This is a genomic window from Vibrio sp. NH-7, from assembly GCF_053643215.1.
The window spans coordinates 1,766,318-1,785,276 of sequence record NZ_CM132187.1 but is presented as its reverse complement, the minus strand read 5'-3'; the positions used below and the strand labels follow the sequence as shown (position 1 = coordinate 1,785,276).

Below are 18,959 nucleotides of genomic sequence, written 5' to 3'. Positions count from 1 at the left end.
CATCGCGCTAGGCACGCGCACATCCATTAAAACTAATCAAAACAGAATACGAAAATATGAATACTAAACTTTTAGGCAGTTCCCTAATTATCTCTGGCACCGCGTTGGGCGCCGGTATGCTTGCTATCCCTATGGTTCTCGCCCAATTCGGGCTTTGGTGGGGAACCTTGTTGATGATTATTATATGCTTTGGGACGACGTACGCTGCGTTGTTGCTCTTGGAAGCGACAATTAAGTCAGGCGGCGGCTTGGGGCTAAACTCGATTGCGAGAAAAACGCTAGGTAAGGGCGGTCAACTACTTACCAACGGTTTACTTTACGCATTGCTGATCTGTCTGCTGATGGCCTACATTCTGGGTGCCGCCGACCTTGTTGGACAATTGAGTGGCTCGATTGGGCTTGAACTCACTACGGCACAAAGTCAGATTGCCTTCACCTTGATTTCAGGACTTGTGATCGCAGGCGGAACGGGCGTAATTGATAAACTCAATCGAGGATTGTTCTTTGTGATGATCGCTTGTTTAGCGCTTACATTGGTTTTCCTCTTGCCTAACTTTAGCCTTGATAACCTCGCTCGCGTGACGAACGACGATCATATCGAACTGATCAAAACGAGTGCGGTACTTTTCACCAGTTTTGGTTTTATGGTGGTGATTCCATCCTTGGTCTCATACAACCATGAAGCGTCCGATCGCGAACTGCGAAACATGGTGGTGATAGGTTCCTTGATTCCATTGGTTTGCTACCTTTGTTGGCTTTTTGCGGTGGTCGGAAACTTGAATCCAGCTCAACTGGGCGAACTGAAAGGTGTGGGGGATTTGATTGCGGCATTCGAGCATCAATCAAGCTGGATTGGAACGCTACTCTCTTTGTTCACTGGTTTAGCACTGCTGACGTCATTCTTTGGCGTTGCGATGTCTTTGTTCAACCAAAATAGAGATATGTTCAACCAAAACCGCGTTGTGACCTACGTGCTGACTTTTGTGTTGCCATTAATGGGATCGCTATTTGCTGCGGACAAGTTCTTAGCCGTGCTGGGTTATGCTGGCATTATTTTGGTCTTCTTGGCGGTCTTTGTCCCTTTAGCTATGGTATACAAACTGCGTTTGGGGAATGTGGAGTCTGAGCGATACAGCGCGGAAGGCGGGCAGGGGATGTTAATTTTCTCGCTGGCGTTCGGTGGGTTCCTGCTGATTTCACAGGTTATCTAATCTTAGCAAGTTGGCGGATCAAAGAGTCGCGAAACCTTGGTTCGCGACTCTTTTTGTTTTAACGGGTTACTCAGATCAGCTCATTGCCTGATTTTTCACCGGCGAAAAACTTGTCGATGCTATCGAGCGTTGTGGTGGCAATGTTGTGTAGCGCTTCGTTGGTCAAAAAGGCTTGATGACCCGTGAACAAGACGTTGTGACAGGCGGACAAGCGACGAAATACATCGTCGACAATGATGTCGTTCGATTTGTCTTGGAAGAACAGATCTTTTTCATTGTCATACACGTCCAATCCCAGTGAGCCAATTTTCCCTTTCTTTAGCGCCTCGATAGCAGCAACTGAGTCTAACAGCTTGCCGCGACTGGTATTGATGATCATTACGCCATCTTTCATTTTGTTGAACGCTTGCTCGTTGAGAAGATGTTTGTTTTCTTCGGTAAGAGGGCAGTGTAACGAGATTATGTCAGCCTGAGAGTAGAGCTCATCGAGTGAGCAGTACTGCGCCCCAAGCTCAAGAGCATTCGGGTTTTCGAAAGGGTCATAGCACAGGATATTCATGCCTAAGCCTTTGAAGATGCGCATCGCTGCCACACCAATTTTACCTGATCCAATCACGCCAATGGTTTTACCATGGAAATTAAACCCCACTAAGCCATCCAAGGAGAAGTTTGCATCTCGGGTACGCTGGTACGCTTTATGTAAACGGCGGTTAAGACACATCATCATACCGACTGTATGTTCTGCGACCGCTTCAGGAGAATAAGCAGGGACGCGAACGACTTGCAAGCCAAGCTCTTTAGCTGCTTCAAGGTCGACTTTGTCAAATCCAGCGCAACGCATCGCAATCATTTTTACACCGATTGTCGCGAGCTTTTCGAGAACCGGACGAGATAAGTTATCGTTAACAAAGGCACAAACTACGTCACATCCAGCGGCCATCTGGGCTGTTTTCTCATTGAGACGGAAGTCATGAAAGTGGAACTCAACGTCGGAGTGTCTTTTGGCTTGATTGAATGATTTTTCGTCGTAGTTTTTGGTGCTGAAGAACGCAATATTAAGCATGAGAGCCTCACAAGATGATAACGAATATCGATATCTAAATGTGACACAGAACACACTAAATAAAAACGTCAAATAGCGTAGGGTTATATTTCAATAAAGAAGAGTAAGGCGCACGATTTGTGCGCCTATTTTGTTTGATGGTAATTAATTACCCCAAATTTGCGTGACAAATTCAGGATGATCGATAAATGGATTGCGATTGCCTTGGAAGTCAAACACGGCTTGATTGCGCTCGCGCTCTTTCAGCGATACAGGATCCTCTTTGTGCCAGCGTTTAAGCATCGTTAGCAGCCAAGGTTCGAATACTGTGGTGTTGGTGCCATCAAGAACCGCATCTGAGTTGGCGCTGTTTTGCTCCCAATTAGCAATCACGTTTTCATAACGAGTCGCCATGTAAAAGTAAGCTCGGGCCAAGTCACCTTTGAACTCGTCAACGGGCTCAAATACAGTGCCATTGTAACCTAGACTAGACGCCGCACTGCCCAGTTTAGAACCGTTGCTAGAGACGTATGTGCTGGAGCCCACTTCACCGAAAGGCCAACTGCTGCGTTTGGCATTGACGTAGCCATCGGTTGCAAACAGGTGGTGACCATCAGAGTTCATTGGCTCTACTTTGCCGCCAAACCAGCTTTTCGGGAATGAGTGTTCACGGTTGTAGCAGTCGCCTTCTTTGCTGTATTGACCACATTGATCAGTCACTTTGATAAAGCGAGTCGCGTCACTAGTTTCAGGTTTTTCTGAATAAACATCGAGAATCGAGCCATCTTTGTCGTAGTAGTTATCAATGTCTGCGTCTTTCACTAGCGTCCAAATCGCACTGTAGCCTTGAGATTGGTGGTTGTTGATGATGTTGTATAGCGCAGTCTTCAACGCAAATCCCGTTTTTCCAGAGGCGTCTTGGTAGTAGCCATCGGTCACAGGCGGCGTTGTTTCACCAAGCGAAAAGGCGTGAGTCTCGTTGTAGGTAAATTCGCCGCCAGATGCCAAAGTTTGGTTATTAAACGTGAGTGCGTACGAGCCATTACCTGAGCCACAGCAGATACCATCACCGTAACTATCGTTAATGGTAAATTGGTAGTCGCCATCCGCTAAGCAAAGAGATTTGCTGTATGACGTTGAACTCTCATATCCAGATTCAGAAGCGGCAGTATTGCCACTGCTGTTTTTGATCTCCCAACTGGTTTCCGAACCGTACTGATCGGTTGTGAGCGAGAGCTGAACAGCGTTGTGCTCGCAACTTGGTGCTGGAGGCTCGCTACTCTGAGTGGGTTGAAAGTTATCTAAGTAAACCACTTCTGAGCCGTCGAAGCCGGTGATGTCGTAAAAGCGCACGCCCACTTGAATCGTCTTAGTGCTGGTCGCGGTATAACTATGGGTTAACGCTTGCCATTGATTGGTCTTACTTGGATCTGAGTAGCCTTGGTAGCCATCAACAAACAAGCGCGCTTTTACTTTGCCTTCGGTATGGAAAACCGAAACAGAGATAGGGTAGCTTTTTCCTTGTTCGACTGAGATGGTTTGCAGTAGGTCGGTGTTACTCTGGGTTGCGGTATTGACCGTAACCTTTGCAGACAAACCTCCTGTTTGGATTTGATCGTTGGCAGGCGCCAAACTTATCCCTGAATCAATGGTTGACCAGCTTTCTGGGGTGTTTCCGTTCCACTGCTCGAAGTCACCGTTTTGGATTTGAGCGGTAGCAATCGGAGAGCAAAGTACCGCGAGTAAGGTTAGGTTTATTGTTTTTGTTGTCATCGTTTTTCTCATTGGATTAATAAATCGATAACAAGATAGTGATTTGATTGATGAATGAATTTGATAGAACTCTCAGTTAGCATGATCGCTACTGATAGTTTTCATAGATTTATGCTGAAGATCTCACAATCAACAAGCGTAATAACCAACTAAAACGTCACCGCTAGAACAAAAAAAGGAGTGCAATGCACTCCCTTGAATATCCAGATATGACGGATAATTAGCAGATAACTTTAACGGCTAAGCCGCCTTGAGACGTCTCACGGTATTTCGCGTTCATGTCTTTACCTGTCTCTAGCATGGTTTCGATAACCTTATCTAGAGAAACGGTAGGCGCAGACGAACGACGCAGTGCCATACGAGTCGAGTTGATCGCTTTTACAGCAGCAATACCGTTGCGCTCGATACATGGAACCTGAACCTGACCTGCAACTGGGTCACAAGTTAGACCTAGGTTGTGCTCCATTGCAATTTCAGCGGCCATACAAACTTGCTCTGGGCTACCACCCATAAGCTCAGCAAGGCCCGCTGCCGCCATAGAACATGCCACGCCAACTTCACCCTGGCAGCCTACTTCAGCGCCAGAGATAGACGCGTTACGCTTGTACAGACCACCGATTGCGCCTGAAGCCGCAAAGTAACGGATGTAGTCTTTCTCAGTCACGGTTTGGATGAACTTATCGTAGTAAGCCAGTACCGCAGGGATGATGCCACATGCACCGTTAGTTGGTGCCGTTACAACGCGACCACCTGCTGCGTTCTCTTCGTTAACAGCGAAAGCGAACATGTTTACCCAGTCTACAACCGACATAGGATCGTTGGTTGTTTTCTCAGACGTTAGAAGCTGCTGACGAAGCGCTGCCGCACGACGAGGCACACGCAGTGGACCAGGCAGAATACCTTCAGTATTCATACCGCGATCCATACATTCACGCATGGTTTTCCAGATGTTAGCAAAGTACGTACGAGACTCTTCATCAGAGTGCATCGCTGCTTGGTTTTTCATCACTAGCGTACTGATAGAAAGACCGCTTTCCTTACATTGATTCACTAGCTCTTCCGCTGTTGTGAACTCGTAAGGGGCTTTCACTGGGTTCTCTTCTTCTTTACCGAAGTTTTCTTCATCAACGATGAAACCACCGCCGATAGAGTAATAGGTCTTTGAGTACACTTTTTCGTCATTGATCCAAGCGTGGATCTGCATGCCGTTTTCGTGAAGCTCAAGGTTAGTAGTATGGAAGTTCATACCACCTTCTTTCGGGAACGATACTGTGTGACAGTGCATGCCAACAGGAAGGCGCTCAGTTTCTTCTACGCGAGCGATAAAGCCCGGAATAGAGTCGATATCCACTTTCTCAGGAGTATTGCCAGCAAGACCCATGATGATTGCGATATCTGTGTGGTGACCTTTCCCTGTCAGTGATAGTGATCCATAAACGTCAACGGTAATTTTAGTGATGTCGCGCAATTTTCCCATTGAACGTAAATCATCAATAAATTCTTTACCCGCTTTCATTGGGCCTACAGTGTGTGAGCTTGAAGGACCAACGCCGATCTTATAGATGTCAAAAACACTAATCATATCGATTACCTCAAAACTAAGCCTCCCAGGGGGAGGGAGGCTTATTATTATCGTTATATTCTTGGTTTAATCAGACTTTAAAAAAGTGACTGGATTAAAGAGCGCCGTAGATTACAGAAGTAATGGCCGCAATACCACAAAGAGCTGTGAAAATCTGTACAGGTGTAGAAGTTTTGTACTTCGCCATCGCTGGTACTTTTTGCATTGCGAATACAGGCATTAGGAACAAGATAGCCGCAATCATTGGTGCGCCCATTGTTTCAATCATGCCTAGGATACTTGGGTTAACGATAGCTACAATCCAAGTCGTTACAACGATGAAGATCAGTGATGCTTTTTCAATCTTGTTTACTGGCGTTTCAGAGCGAGATTTCACTAGACCAACTAGACCTTCGTGCGCACCTAGGAAGTGACCGAAGTAGCTTGAAGTGATTGCTGCGAAAGCAACGAGTGGACCCATGTAAGAGATAAGTGGAGATTCGTGAACGTTCGCTAGGTAAGAAAGAACAGAGATGTTTTGCTCTTTAGCCATTGCAAGCTGCTCTGGAGACAGTGAAAGTACCACAGAGAATACGAAGAACATTACGAAGCCCATTAGCATCATTGCTGCGCCACCAGTGATAGCGTCAGTTTTCTGAACTGCGTTGTCACCGTGTACACGACGTTGCTCTTTAGAGAACTGAGAGATAACTGGGCTGTGGTTGAAAGAGAACACAATGATTGGAATTGCTAGCCAAACTACAGATGGCATAGAAGACCAGTCTGGTGCAACAGACATCATTGAGCTGTTCCAATCAGGGATTAGGTAGAAAGAAAGCGCAAGTAGGATGAACACTAGTGGGTAAACCAGTGCAGATGTCGCTTTCAGCATAAGCTCTTTACCAAACACAACACCGGCAGTCATCGCAGCGATCAGCGCACCAGACAGTAGCCAGCGTGGGATGGATTCCATACCCATTTGGTTTACTAGGAACGAGTCAACCGTGTTTGTGATACCAACACCGTAGATAAGAACGATAGGGTAGATAGCGAAAAAGTAAGCAAAAGTAATAAGGTTTGCGCCAGTCTTACCAAAGTGTTCTTCAACAGTATCAGTGATGTCAGCTTCAGGATTTTTTGCAGAAAGTACGAAACGAGCAAGAGATTTGTGTGCGAACCAAGTCATTGGTGCCGCGATTAGAGCAAGGATAACTAATGGCCAGAAACCGCCAGCACCTGCTTTAATTGGAAGGAAAAGTACGCCAGCACCTACCGCAGTACCGAAAAGTGACAGACACCAGGTGAAATCCTTGTAAGTAAACTTACTAGGAGATTGTGCGGAAGAAACCGCAGAAGTATTAGTATTCATTTTGTGATACTCATTTTTGGGAACAGGAAATAAGTCGGGTGCAATTTTGCATAAAAATCTTGCACAAAAAATAGATCTAAATCATGAATTGATTGGAGTTATAACATGATATGTCAAAAAGGAGTTTTTGGTCACGAAAATGCCGTGCTACTAGTGATTTATGCTAATCCGTGAAATTAGTTTTTCTAATGTTGTAGCAAAAAAGTTAGGCGTAGTTTGCAGGAAAACGTTTGCGCTATTGATAAATAATTAAACTAATATGAACAAATGTTGCTCGATATATTATTCTATTAATATTGATGCATAATGTGCTTTTGCATTGCTTGAATGATTTGCGCTGTCATCCCCCAAATAAAGTGCTGTTTGTAAGAGAGTCCAAACACACGGTGTGAATGATTGGCAAATTGGAATTGTTGGCTTTTCAGTTGTCTTCTGTCCAGCACCACCTTGGCGGGGACTTCAAAAACCTCGTCAACTTCATTTGGATCAATGACGCTCTGATAGTTCTCGTCCACAAACGCGAGAAATGGCGTCACACTGAACTTACTGATCGTCACGAGTTCTGGCATTTGGCCGAATATATCGATCTCGCTGTGACGAATACCAACCTCTTCGAATGTCTCTCTAAGCGCTGTGTGAGCTAAGCTATGATCGTCATTCTCATGTTTTCCGCCGGGGAAACTGACTTGTCCTGGATGATGTTTAAGATGTTTAGCCCGCTTGGTGAAAATGACATTCAACTCTTGATTGCGTTCAACGAAACCAATCAGGACAGATGCCTTGCGTAGCGGTTGATTTTGCAGGTGAGCGACGCGTTTGATCGCTTCTTGGTGATAGTTGACGGTTTGGTGTAACTGAAAGTTTTGAATCAGTTGGCTTTTGTTGAATTCCGATAACACGATAACTCCATGTCTTAATTTGATAATCCGTTTTTTTTAGCTCATGCTTTTAATTCACCATATAGTGCAAGGATAGCTCAAATTATGAAAGGAATTATCTTTACTGAGTTTATTGATTTGGTTGAAGCCAAGTTCGGTTTGGACACACTTGATGACATCTTAGAGAGTGCAGGGGATGATGGTGTCTATACTTCGGTAGGCAGTTACGATCACCGAAAGTTGGTTCAACTTGTGGTGATGCTGAGTAAGAAGACAGGGATACCGGCCGAGGACCTTCAACGGGTTTTTGGCCAAAGCGTCTTTAACAATCTTTATAGTTCGCTGCCCAAATCGAGTAGCCTTGAAAACTGCCAGTCGACGTTTCAATTCATTCGCTTGGTCGAAGATTACATTCACACTGAAGTGAAAAAATTGTATCAAGACGCCAATCCGCCCAGATTTGACTTTATTTCAGAATCTGAGACAGAGATGGAGTTTGACTATCGCAGCGCGCGATGTATGGCGCATGTTTGTTTGGGATTGTTAGAAGGGTGTGCGGCGCACTTTGAGCAATCGATAAATGTTGAGATGGTTCCTCAGGTTGAAGATGGCAGTAACGTACGCTTTAAAGTGGTGCTGGTAGAGTGACGATTCAATGAGTAGTAATTCTGCGCTGGAGCGTAAACTCGCTCGGGAGACAGCTTCGCGCAAAGCCGCGGAGCAACTATTAGAACAAAAGAGTTTAGAGCTGTTTGAAGCGAACCAACAGCTTACCTTGGCGTTGAGTCAGTTAAAAAAGCAAAATCGCGATGGACTGCAAAAGCTCGAGTTTGAACAACAGATAAGCGAGGGATTGATTTATTTTGGACGCGCATTTTTGAGTCGCAATCTGGACGATGGACTGGTTTCGTCGTTATTGGAGCGTTTGAAACATTCATCGGCGCTCAGTCACGCAGAGCTATTTTTGCTACCTAAACTGGTGCCTACACTTGTTGCGGATCGCTTCAACGTCACCGAAGTGCGCCAGATTGGCCAAGTGAAGCCTTACGCTGTTTGGGAGGCAAATCAGCTCAGATTGCCACTTGAAGTGGATTACAAAACGGTTGGTGAACTGAGCGTGGTTCTCAATGACGTCGACGTCGACCGAGACTTTGTGGTGAGCCAAATAACGCTCGTTGCTGACTTGCTCTGCAGTGCGATAAGCCGTCAGTTGATCATTACCAGCAACCAAAAAGCCCGAGCGCGTGCAGAAGAGTCGGAGAAGGCAACCAAAGAGTTTGTTGCCATGATCAACCACGAGCTACGTACGCCTCTCAATGGCTTGCTAGGCAGCGCCGAGTTGCTTGCCGAAACGCAGCTAAACGATGAACAGTCGACCCTGTTAAATAATCTCGTCTATTCGGGGGATTTGCTTCGTTTGATCATCAACGACATTCTTGATTTCAGTAAGATCAGCGCAGGTATGATGGAGCTGATACCCAGCCGATTCGAGTGGGCCTCTGTTAAGCAGATGCTAAATGGCATTTTTCAGTCGAAGGCGATTGAAAAGGGCGTCGACTTTCGCATCAAAGAATCGACGCCTATTCCACCAATCCTAATTGGAGACTTTGAGCGAATATGCCAAGTTATGGTGAATTTGGTTGGCAACGCGGTTAAGTTCACGCGTCAAGGCTCTGTATCTGTTACAACGCAGTGGAAACATGATCAGTTGACGATGACTGTGGAGGATACCGGTATCGGTATTGCGCAGGAGGATTTATCGACACTGTTTGACCCCTTTGTTCAAGTTGACCGTACGGCGACGCGTCACTTCGAAGGGACAGGGCTAGGTTTAGCCATCTGTAAAAACCTTGTCGAGCTAATGAGCGGGCATATTCATGTCCATAGTGCCAAAGGCAGTGGGAGTACATTTACGGTGACAATTCCGTTAGTTGTTGGAGAAGAAGAGATTGATACCGAGTATGCTCGTCCAGGTGGAAATGATACGACGACATTACTCGAACAGCTCTCAATCTTGGTGGTGGATGACATCCGAATGAACCAAGTGATCATCAATCAGATGCTGAAAAAACTTTCCATTCAACCCGACATTGCTACCAATGGCATTGAAGCGATCAAAGCAGCCAGTGACCATCAATACGATTTAATCTTTATGGATTGTCGAATGCCAGAAATGGATGGGTTTGAAGCGACGCGCTATTTGCGAGAGCAGAACTACACACTGCCGATCATTGCCCTGACCGCGGGTACTACGTTGGAAGAACGTGAGAAGTGCATTGTCAGCGGCATGAATGATATTTTGACCAAGCCATACACCGCGCAAGACTTAAGGCTGATGCTAGAAAAGTGGGTTTAGCACCCACTTTTTACTATTGAGCAAGTGTTGGCAGAATTCGACTCAGCTTATCTAATGTTTCTTGGTACTCTGACTCACACTGACTGTCGGCAACCAAGCCGCCACCAGCCCAAACGTGTAGCTTACCCTGTTCGGCCACTAAGGTGCGAATGGTAATGCTGGTGTCCATTCTTCCGTGACGGCTGATATAGCCAATACTGCCACAATACGCACTTCGTCGATGAGGCTCGAGCTCTTCGATGATTTCCATGGCACGAATTTTTGGAGCACCAGTAATTGAACCACCCGGGAAACTTGCTCTAAGCAGATCGGCTGGGGCATATTGGCTGTCCAACTCTGCCCGAATCGTACTCACTAAATGGTGAACGGCAGGGAAGCTCTCAATATCGAAAAGTTTCGGCACGTGAACCGTTCCAGGTTTTGCCACGCGACCTACATCATTTCTCAGCAGATCAACAATCATCAAGTTTTCAGCTTGATCTTTTTCCGCGCTGGCTAGGTCGAGCGCAGATTGTTCGTCTTGCTGTGGGCAATCAGAGCGAGGACGCGTTCCCTTAATCGGTTTGGTTTCAATGACTCTGTCTTTGACTTCTAAGAAACGCTCCGGAGAGACACTCAAAATCGCCCCTTGCTCTGTGCGGATAAACGCAGAGAAAGGGCCTTGGTTAACCGCTTCGAGTTTCTGATACGCCTGCCACTCACTGCCTTGATACTCCGCCACAAAACGCTGAGCAAGGTTAATCTGATAACAATCGCCAGAGAGCAAATACTCCTGCACTTTGGCAAACTTTTGACTGTATTCAGATTTGGTCATGTTTGATTGCCACGATGAGTTGAGCGCGAAGTTATCCGATGGCATGGGAGTTTGGCTTAACAACCAGTGGTAATGTCTCTCAACATTGACTCCAACGATAGCGGCGCTTTGTTGGTTGTGATCAACAATCACGGCCCACTCATACAAGCCGACCGCCATATCGGGCGTATCGAGGTCTTTCTTGGCTAGCTCTGGCAGTTTCTCAACGCGTCGGCCAAGATCATAAGAAAAATACCCCAGAGCGCCGCCGACAAAGGGCAAATCACCCTCGTAGTGGATGTCGCTAAGCCAGCGAGTTTGCTCTGCTTGCAGGAGGTCAAATGGGTCACTTGACGATGTGGATTGACCGTCAGGATTTTTGACTAACGTGTGCTCGCCATTGGTGGTCAATGTCGCGATAGGTTGGGCGACCAAAATGTCGAAGCGACTGTCGATATGCGTGCGGGATGGCGACCTTAACAACATGGCCCATGGCAGGTGCTCAATGGAGTCAAAAAGCTGTTTGGCAAGATCATTTTGGTATTTAATCGGCTTGATTTCTAAGCAATTTGGCGCGTTGTTATTCATTTGTTTAATTTGTGACAAAGAGATCGTTCGCTGCATGGTAACAGAGGGAAAGCAAGAGTATCATAATGCTAACCAACGCCGCTACTCATGACGTTTAATAATAAAAAGGCGCAGTCAGCCTGAGTCAATCGCCTAATAGGCAAACGTTTGAGTAGATGGATGAAAAGGAAGCATAACGATAAAGAGGCACGCAATGACGGTTATTCGCCAGCAAGACGTGATCAGCAGTGTTGCTGATGCACTTCAGTACATTTCTTACTACCACCCTCTAGACTTTGTTCAAGCCCTGGAAAAAGCCTATCACAAAGAAGAGAGCCAAGCGGCGAAAGACGCGATTGCTCAAATTCTGATTAACTCTCGCATGTCTGCAGAAGGCCATCGCCCAATCTGTCAGGACACAGGTATCGTCACCTGTTTCGTCAATGTGGGCATGGGCGTCCAATGGGATTCTACCGATCTTACGGTGCAGCAAATGGTTGATGAAGGTGTTCGTCAAGCGTACACCAACCCAGATAACCCACTACGTGCATCGGTATTGATGGATCCTGCGGGCAAGCGAATCAATACCAAAGACAACACTCCTGCGGTTGTTCACATCAATATGGTGCCGGGCAACAAAGTAGAAATTCAGATCGCGGCAAAAGGCGGCGGTAGCGAAAACAAAACGAAAATGGTCATGCTAAACCCGTCTGACGATATTGCTGAATGGGTAGAGAAAACACTGCCGACGATGGGCGCAGGCTGGTGTCCACCGGGCATGTTGGGAATCGGTATTGGCGGCACCGCTGAGAAAGCGGCAGTACTGGCGAAAGAATCACTGATGGAACACATCGATATTCAAGAGCTGATCGAACGCGGCCCGCAAAACGCAGAAGAAGAACTGCGTTTAGATATCTTTAACCGTGTTAACAAGCTCGGTATCGGCGCTCAAGGTCTTGGCGGTTTGACAACCGTTGTTGACGTTAAAATCAAAACTGCGCCTACACACGCTGCGTCTAAACCCGTGTGTTTGATCCCGAACTGTGCGGCTACTCGCCATGTACACTTCACGTTAGATGGCACAGGCCCTGCGGACTTAACTCCACCAAAATTGGAAGAGTGGCCAGACATTACGTGGGAAGCGGGGGAGAACACTCGCCGAGTTAACCTCAATGAAGTAACACAAGCGGATGTGGAGCAATGGAAGACCGGCGAAACGGTTCTGCTTTCAGGTAAGATCCTCACTGGTCGTGACGCGGCTCATAAACGTATTCAAACCATGCTACAAAATGGCGAAGGCTTGCCAGAAGGTGTCGATTTTAAAGGCAAGTTTATCTACTACGTCGGCCCTGTTGACGCAGTCGGGGATGAAGCCGTGGGTCCTGCGGGTCCAACCACCTCTACTCGTATGGATAAGTTCACCGACATGATGCTTGAAGAGACAGGCATCATGGGCATGATCGGTAAAGCGGAGCGCGGACCTGCTACCGTTGAGTCGATTAAAAAGCACAAAGCGGTCTACTTGATGGCGGTCGGCGGAGCGGCTTATTTGGTTGCTAAAGCGATTAAGAAAGCGCGCGTGGTGGCGTTCGAAGATCTCGGTATGGAAGCGATTTATGAATTTGAAGTCGAAGATATGCCAGTAACCGTAGCCGTTGACTCCAATGGCGCCAACGCTCACCAAATTGGCCCTGATACTTGGAAAGTAAAAATCCAAGAGATGGAAAGTTAAGCTTGTGAGAAATTGCTGATTTAGCAAGAGATTCTCGCAAAGATTTGACAAAGGTGTGGGTAAAACTGCACCTTTTGTCTATATACTACAAATTGTAAACAAATACGTCAGGAGCGAAAATGCCTCGTTTTATTCAAATTCTTCAGCTAGTCATCGCGGCTGTCGTCGGTTTCTTTGTCGGCTACGACATCATTTTGCACGGCATCAGCATATTCGATGAAAAATACGTGACCATCACATGCGTGCTGTTTGCCCTTCTCGAAATCGCACTATTTGTGATTTACAAGCTCATTGAAGACGATTAGATATCACGCCCTAGTTTTATTAAAGCCCTTGATGCATATCGAGGGCTTTTTTGTTCATCTTTGATTAAGATTGGAGCCAGTATGATGAGTGCGAATAGTTAAATAAGAGAAGTTGAATGAAGAGCATTACTCAAGAAGTGAATGATTTAATCCATCGCAGCGTTGACTCACATGTCCGTATTGCGGTGACCGGATTATCCAGAGCAGGCAAGACCGCGTTTATTAGCTCTTTGGTTAATCAGCTTCTTCATACCTCAACTCACGATAACTTGCCGCTACTCTCTGCGGCGAGAGACAAACGCCTTGTCGGAGCCAAACGTGAGCCCCAATCTAATATGTTGGTGCCAAGGTTTGGTTACGATGAAGCCATCGAGTCCCTTCACAGTGAGCCTCCTCAGTGGCCAAAACCAACGCGAGATGTCAGCGAGATACGCTTAGCGTTAAAGTACAAACCTAAGAAAAAAACCAAGAAACTGTTCAATAGCACAGCGACCTTGCACATCGATATTATTGATTACCCAGGGGAGTGGTTGCTCGACCTGCCACTTTTGGATATGGATTTTGAGCAATGGTCTAACAGTCAATTTGATGCACTAAAAGGTGTTCGCCAGGAATTAGCGGCGCCTTGGCTAGAGAAGCTCTCTCAGTTTGATGTCGATTCGGACCTCGATGAAAAACAACTGGCGGAGATCGCTCAAACCTATACCGACTATCTATACGCGTGCAAAGAGAGTGGACTTCATTGGGTTCAACCGGGACGCTTTGTATTGCCCGGAGAACTTGACGGCGCGCCAGTGTTGCAGTTTTTCCCAGTGAGGTATGAAGAAGGGAAAAAGGTTGAGAAAACGTCCAATTTAGCCATGCTTCAAGCGCGCTATCACGAGTATCAGCAGAAAGTAGTGAAAGCCTTTTATAAGCATCATTTCTCAACGTTTGATCGCCAAATCGTTCTGGTGGATTGCTTACAACCACTCAACTCCGGTTACGAATCGTTCCATGATATGCGAGACGCGCTGGAACAAATCATGAATAGCTTTAAGTACGGCAGGAGTAATTTATTAAAGCGTCTGTTTTCACCACGGATTGATAAAGTGCTATTCGCGGCAACAAAAGCGGATCATGTGACCCCCGAACAACACCCAAATTTGGTGTCGTTGTTGCAGCAAATGGTACATCCAGCGTGGCAAAACGCGTCGTTTGAAAACATTGAAATGAGTTGTATGACTATGGCCTCTATCCAAGCCACTCAAACGGGCTTTATTGGTCAGGGCGATCAGGCGGTGCCTGCGATTCAAGGAGTGACGCTGGAAGAGCAGCCCATGACGGTCTTCCCTGGTGAAGTACCGAAGAAGTTACCCAATAAAGTGTATTGGCAGCAGCAAGGGTTCGAGTTTACCGCCTTTCGCCCTCAAGCATCGCTCAGTGATGAGCCATTGCCGCATATTCGCATGGATAAAGCACTTGAGTATTTGATTGGAGACAAACTGAAATGAGCCAACCAGCAGACAGTAAGTTGAAGCAGAAGAAGGTGTTTGAACAGCCTCTAGTGGATGAACCAGTTCAATCTCAACCGGACCTCACTGCACACATGCAATTCACCGAGCAAGAAACATTTGTCCCTGCAAAGATTGAAGAGCGTGATTCTGATACCGAAGCCGAAGCAAAATTAGAACGCATTATTCGCCCTAACTCTGGGTCGAAATGGTTGGCGAGCGGTCTGCTGGCAACGTTTGCTGGTTTAGTGGGGTGGCAGGCGATTGACAGTGTTGTTACGTCGATTCAAACCGCAGACTGGTTGTCGTTAGGATGGGCGGGATTCATATCGGTTCTTGCCAGTTTAGGTATTGGCGCAATCGGCAAAGAGTTGTGGAAATTACGTAAGCTGCGCAATCACTTTTCGGTACAAGAGCAAACGGAAGCCCTAATCGAAGCTAATAGCATTGGTAAAGGGAAGGCGTTTTGTGAGGCGCTTGCCAAGCAGTCAGGCATTTCAGCAGAGTCACCCAGTTATGACCGTTGGCTCCATAGCGTGAAGCCCTCGCACAGTGATGGTGAAGTGCTCGATATGTATGATGCGATGGTGGTGTCAGAGCAAGACAAGTTGGCAACTAAAGTGGTGTCTCAACATGCGACTGAGTCCGCGGCGCTTGTCGCCATAAGCCCATTAGCGATTGCAGATATGCTGCTGGTGGCTTGGCGAAACTTCAAAATGATCGACAGCTTAGCGGATATTTACGGTGTCGAGCTAGGGTATTGGTCACGGCTACAGCTGTTCAAATCGACCTTAATCAATATGGCCGCTGCAGGAGCAAGTGAGTTAGCCATAGATGCCAGCATGGATCTGATGTCGATGGACTTGGCTGGGCGCGTGTCAGCGAGAGCTGGGCAGGGACTTGGCGTTGGAATCTTAACCGCTCGTTTAGGGTTAAAAGCGATGGCACTGCTTCGACCTATGCCTTGGCATGAAGAACGACGAGTCAAACTGGGCGCGATTCGAAAACAAATCGTAGAAAAAATCGCCGCTATTACAATCAAATAGCGTGAATGTGAAGCAAGTGATGTCGCTTTGCTTGACGAGGATCTAGGCTTAAGGGAAACTACTGTCAACTTTTCGTGACACCTTAGTTAGGAACTTATCTGTGCGTCTAGAAGTTTTTTGTGAAGACAGGCTTGGCCTGACTCGTGAACTGCTCGATATTCTTGCTTCAAAGAACATCGACTTACGAGGCATTGAAATTGATATTTCAGGCATCATTTATCTCAACTGTCCCGATATCGATTTCGATACCTTTAGTGAGTTGATGGCGGAGATCCGTCGCATCTCAGGTGTCAAAGATGTTCGAAAAATTCAGTTTATGCCTATTGAGCGCCACAACACGGAGCTTATCTCCTTGCTCAATAGCCTTCCAGAACCGGTCCTTGCGATAGACCTAAAAGGCAACGTCGACATGGCGAATCACGCCGCGATGAGTCTATTCCATCAGCAAGAGAGTGAAATAATTGGCCATCCGGCTTCAACCCTGATCCCCAGCTTTAACTTTGCAAAATGGAGCGAGAGCACCAGCACTCGCCAACGTGAAAGCATTGTGATTGGTGGGTTGGATTACACGCTCGATGTGATGCCTGTATATATTACGGACGAAGCCAACGAATCCATCTTGGCGAGCGCGGTAATGATGATCCGCTCTTCTCAAGAAAAGCCTCTGTTTGATGAAAGTTTACCGCTGCACAACAATCTCGGTTTTGAGCATTTTGTCGGCGTGTCCAACCGCCATAAAGCCCTAATCAGCCAAGCCAAAAAGCTCTCTATGCTCGATCAGCCTTTGCTCATCCAAGGTGAAACGGGCACGGGCAAAGAGATGCTTGCTCGAGCTTGCCACAACCGTTCAAACCGTTCGGGTAAACCGTTTTTGGTGTTGAGCTGTGCGTCAATGCCGGATGATGTGGCTGAAACAGAACTGTTTGGCCATGCGCCAGGCTCTTTTAACCACGACCAAGGTCATAAAGGGATTTTTGAGCAGGCGAATGGTGGCACGGTGTTCTTGGATGAAATCGGTGAGATGAGTCCGCACTTGCAAATCAAACTGCTGCGATTGCTTCAAGATGGCACCTTCCGCCGCGTGGGAGAAGAAGACGAAATTCATGTCGATGTCCGTGTTATTGCGTCAACTCGCCACCATCTCGCAGACCTCGCTGAATCGGGGAGTTTCCGCGAGGATTTATTCTATCGGCTAAACGTACTGACATTAATCATTCCTCCTCTTCGCGAACGTTCAAACGACATTGCGCCACTACTTGAATTGTTTGTCGCGAAATACGTGAAACAGTTAGGAATTAGCAAACCAGAGCTTAGCGATACGCTTATCGATCAATTGGTGACGTATCAGTGGCCTGGTAACATGCGCCAACTGGAAAACATGGTTTTGCGAGCGCTTACAGAGCTTGAGTCTGACGTGCTAGATGCGGAGCTGTTCCACTTGCCACAGTTGGAATCTTCTTCTGCTCATTTGCCATCCATTAATCTTGATGGCTCCCTAGATGAGATCATGAAAGAGTACGAATCCCAAGTGCTGGAGAGATTGTATCAATCGTTTCCATCTAGCCGTAAACTCGCTAAGCGCTTGAACGTTTCGCATACTTCGGTTGCGAACAAACTGCGTGAGTATGGGATAAGAAAAAGCTAATGGAACGTATTAGTACACCGCAGCAAGTGTTTGAACAAGATGGCGATGTGACTGTGCGTACTGCCGAGCCAACAGATGGCAAGCTCATTTCTGATTACTTTATTGCCAATCGATCGCATCTTAAACCTTGGGAGCCCAAACGCGAGCCCGCTTTTTATACCGAGTCTGGTTGGACTCAACGATTGATCAAGTTAAACGAACTGCATCGAATGGGGCTTGGTTACTACTTGCTAATCCTCGATACAGAAAGCGGTGAAATGCTAGGGACAATCTCATTTAGTAACATCTCCCGTTTTCCATTTCATGCTTGCAACGTGGGCTATTCTCTAGGCCAAGGTGCGCAAGGGCGAGGGGTTATGTCTCGTGCGTTGAAACTTGCGGTGCGCTACATGTTCTCAATACAAAACATTCACCGCATAATGGCAAGCTATATGCCTCGTAACCAACGCAGTGAGGCAGTGCTTGACCGCTTAGGTTTTAAACGAGAAGGGTTTGCCAAAGACTACCTACTCATCGATGGTAAGTGGGAAGACCACAATCTCACTTCGTTAATTAACCCCAATTGGAAGGCGAAGGAATGAATCGATTAGAGCAACAACTTGCGTTACTCATGGAATTAGATCAGCTCAAATCCGTGCTAAGGAGAACCCGCGTTAAAAGCGCGGAAGGCCGCCTTGAAAACAGTGCCGAACACAGTTGGCATGTCGCGTTAATGGCAATCTTAATGGAAGAGCATGCCAATGAGCCTGTTGATATCGCGCGTGTGGTAAAAATGCTCTTACTGCACGATATTGTTGAGATAGATGCTGGTGACACTTTTGTTTATGACGCCGTCGCTTCTTTAGAGCAAGAAGAGAAAGAGCTTGCCGCGGCGAAACGCATGTTTGGCATGTTGCCCACGGAGCAAGGCGCAGAGCTTATGGCTATTTGGCAAGAGTTTGAACAAGGGCAAAGTGCGGATGCAAAGTTTGCAAAAGCGCTCGATAGAATCATTCCAATGCTGCTCAACTACCACAACCAAGGGCAGAGCTGGCTAGAACACGGCGTGACTAAAGAGCAGGCTCTTACAGTCAATCGAAAGATCGGCTTTGGCTCGGAAGCGTTGTGGGACAAAGCAAAACAAATGATAGAAGAAGCTACAGAAAAAGGCTGGCTAAAAGCATAATCGGCTAGCCATACGAGGATAAT

General features: G+C 46.7%; 16 protein-coding genes. 10 read left to right on the top strand and 6 right to left on the bottom strand.

Going from position 1 to position 18,959, the window contains the following annotated elements; genetic code table 11:
* Positions 1-56 precede the first annotated feature (56 nt).
* Entirely contained in the window at positions 57-1,211 is a 1,155-nt protein-coding gene (locus ACUALS_RS08265; protein ID WP_454448143.1) for an amino acid permease, read from the top strand.
* Positions 1,212-1,281: 70 nt separating this feature from the next.
* Here the strand turns inward: ACUALS_RS08265 and ACUALS_RS08260 are convergent, their stop codons facing one another.
* The 5 genes from ACUALS_RS08260 to ACUALS_RS08240 all read right to left on the bottom strand — a co-directional run bounded on the left by ACUALS_RS08260 (position 1,282) and on the right by ACUALS_RS08240 (position 7,855).
* Complete coding sequence (locus ACUALS_RS08260) at positions 1,282-2,274, bottom strand: 2-hydroxyacid dehydrogenase (protein WP_454448142.1); 993 nt, start codon at positions 2,272-2,274, stop codon at positions 1,282-1,284.
* Between the two features lie 144 nt (positions 2,275-2,418).
* Positions 2,419-4,026, bottom strand: coding sequence for an endonuclease (locus ACUALS_RS08255; RefSeq protein ID WP_454448141.1), 1,608 nt, complete (start codon positions 4,024-4,026; stop codon positions 2,419-2,421).
* A gap of 220 nt (positions 4,027-4,246) precedes the next feature.
* Positions 4,247-5,608 (bottom strand): L-serine ammonia-lyase, encoded by a 1,362-nt coding sequence (locus ACUALS_RS08250; protein WP_005472109.1) that lies wholly within the window; start codon positions 5,606-5,608, stop codon positions 4,247-4,249.
* 94 nt (positions 5,609-5,702) lie between these two features.
* A complete protein-coding gene (locus ACUALS_RS08245; RefSeq protein WP_005471902.1) occupies positions 5,703-6,956 on the bottom strand; it encodes an aromatic amino acid transport family protein in 1,254 nt (417 codons plus the stop codon).
* Positions 6,957-7,246: 290 nt separating this feature from the next.
* Positions 7,247-7,855, bottom strand: coding sequence for a CoA pyrophosphatase (locus ACUALS_RS08240; RefSeq protein ID WP_322413930.1), 609 nt, complete (start codon positions 7,853-7,855; stop codon positions 7,247-7,249).
* Between the two features lie 84 nt (positions 7,856-7,939).
* Between ACUALS_RS08240 and ACUALS_RS08235 the strand changes: the two genes are divergently transcribed.
* Positions 7,940-8,482 (top strand): heme NO-binding domain-containing protein, encoded by a 543-nt coding sequence (locus ACUALS_RS08235; protein WP_005471937.1) that lies wholly within the window; start codon positions 7,940-7,942, stop codon positions 8,480-8,482.
* Between the two features lie 7 nt (positions 8,483-8,489).
* Positions 8,490-10,190, top strand: a complete 1,701-nt coding sequence (locus ACUALS_RS08230; protein ID WP_454448140.1) for an ATP-binding protein — start codon at positions 8,490-8,492, stop codon at positions 10,188-10,190.
* Positions 10,191-10,203: 13 nt separating this feature from the next.
* Here the strand turns inward: ACUALS_RS08230 and pabB are convergent, their stop codons facing one another.
* Positions 10,204-11,607 (bottom strand): aminodeoxychorismate synthase component 1, encoded by a 1,404-nt coding sequence (gene pabB / locus ACUALS_RS08225; RefSeq protein ID WP_005472029.1) that lies wholly within the window; start codon positions 11,605-11,607, stop codon positions 10,204-10,206.
* Positions 11,608-11,764: 157 nt separating this feature from the next.
* On the opposite strand from pabB, the gene ACUALS_RS08220 reads away from it, so the two are divergent.
* The 7 genes from ACUALS_RS08220 to ACUALS_RS08190 all read left to right on the top strand — a co-directional run bounded on the left by ACUALS_RS08220 (position 11,765) and on the right by ACUALS_RS08190 (position 18,936).
* On the top strand, positions 11,765-13,282 hold the full coding sequence (locus tag ACUALS_RS08220; RefSeq protein ID WP_454448139.1) for a fumarate hydratase: 1,518 nt from the start codon (positions 11,765-11,767) through the stop codon (positions 13,280-13,282).
* A gap of 119 nt (positions 13,283-13,401) precedes the next feature.
* Positions 13,402-13,587: a hypothetical protein gene (locus ACUALS_RS08215; protein WP_005471904.1), complete on the top strand. Its 186-nt coding sequence runs from the start codon at positions 13,402-13,404 to the stop codon at positions 13,585-13,587.
* Positions 13,588-13,703: 116 nt separating this feature from the next.
* Positions 13,704-15,080, top strand: coding sequence for a YcjX family protein (locus ACUALS_RS08210; protein WP_454448138.1), 1,377 nt, complete (start codon positions 13,704-13,706; stop codon positions 15,078-15,080).
* Positions 15,077-16,126: a YcjF family protein gene (locus ACUALS_RS08205; protein ID WP_454448137.1), complete on the top strand. Its 1,050-nt coding sequence runs from the start codon at positions 15,077-15,079 to the stop codon at positions 16,124-16,126. Before ACUALS_RS08210 ends, ACUALS_RS08205 begins: the two co-directional genes overlap by 4 nt.
* 100 nt (positions 16,127-16,226) lie before the next feature.
* Positions 16,227-17,771: a transcriptional regulator TyrR gene (gene tyrR / locus ACUALS_RS08200; protein ID WP_454448136.1), complete on the top strand. Its 1,545-nt coding sequence runs from the start codon at positions 16,227-16,229 to the stop codon at positions 17,769-17,771.
* Positions 17,771-18,352, top strand: a complete 582-nt coding sequence (gene rimJ, locus ACUALS_RS08195; protein ID WP_454448135.1) for a ribosomal protein S5-alanine N-acetyltransferase — start codon at positions 17,771-17,773, stop codon at positions 18,350-18,352. Before tyrR ends, rimJ begins: the two co-directional genes overlap by 1 nt.
* On the top strand, positions 18,349-18,936 hold the full coding sequence (locus tag ACUALS_RS08190; RefSeq protein WP_039626880.1) for an HD domain-containing protein: 588 nt from the start codon (positions 18,349-18,351) through the stop codon (positions 18,934-18,936). Before rimJ ends, ACUALS_RS08190 begins: the two co-directional genes overlap by 4 nt.
* Positions 18,937-18,959 lie beyond the last annotated feature (23 nt).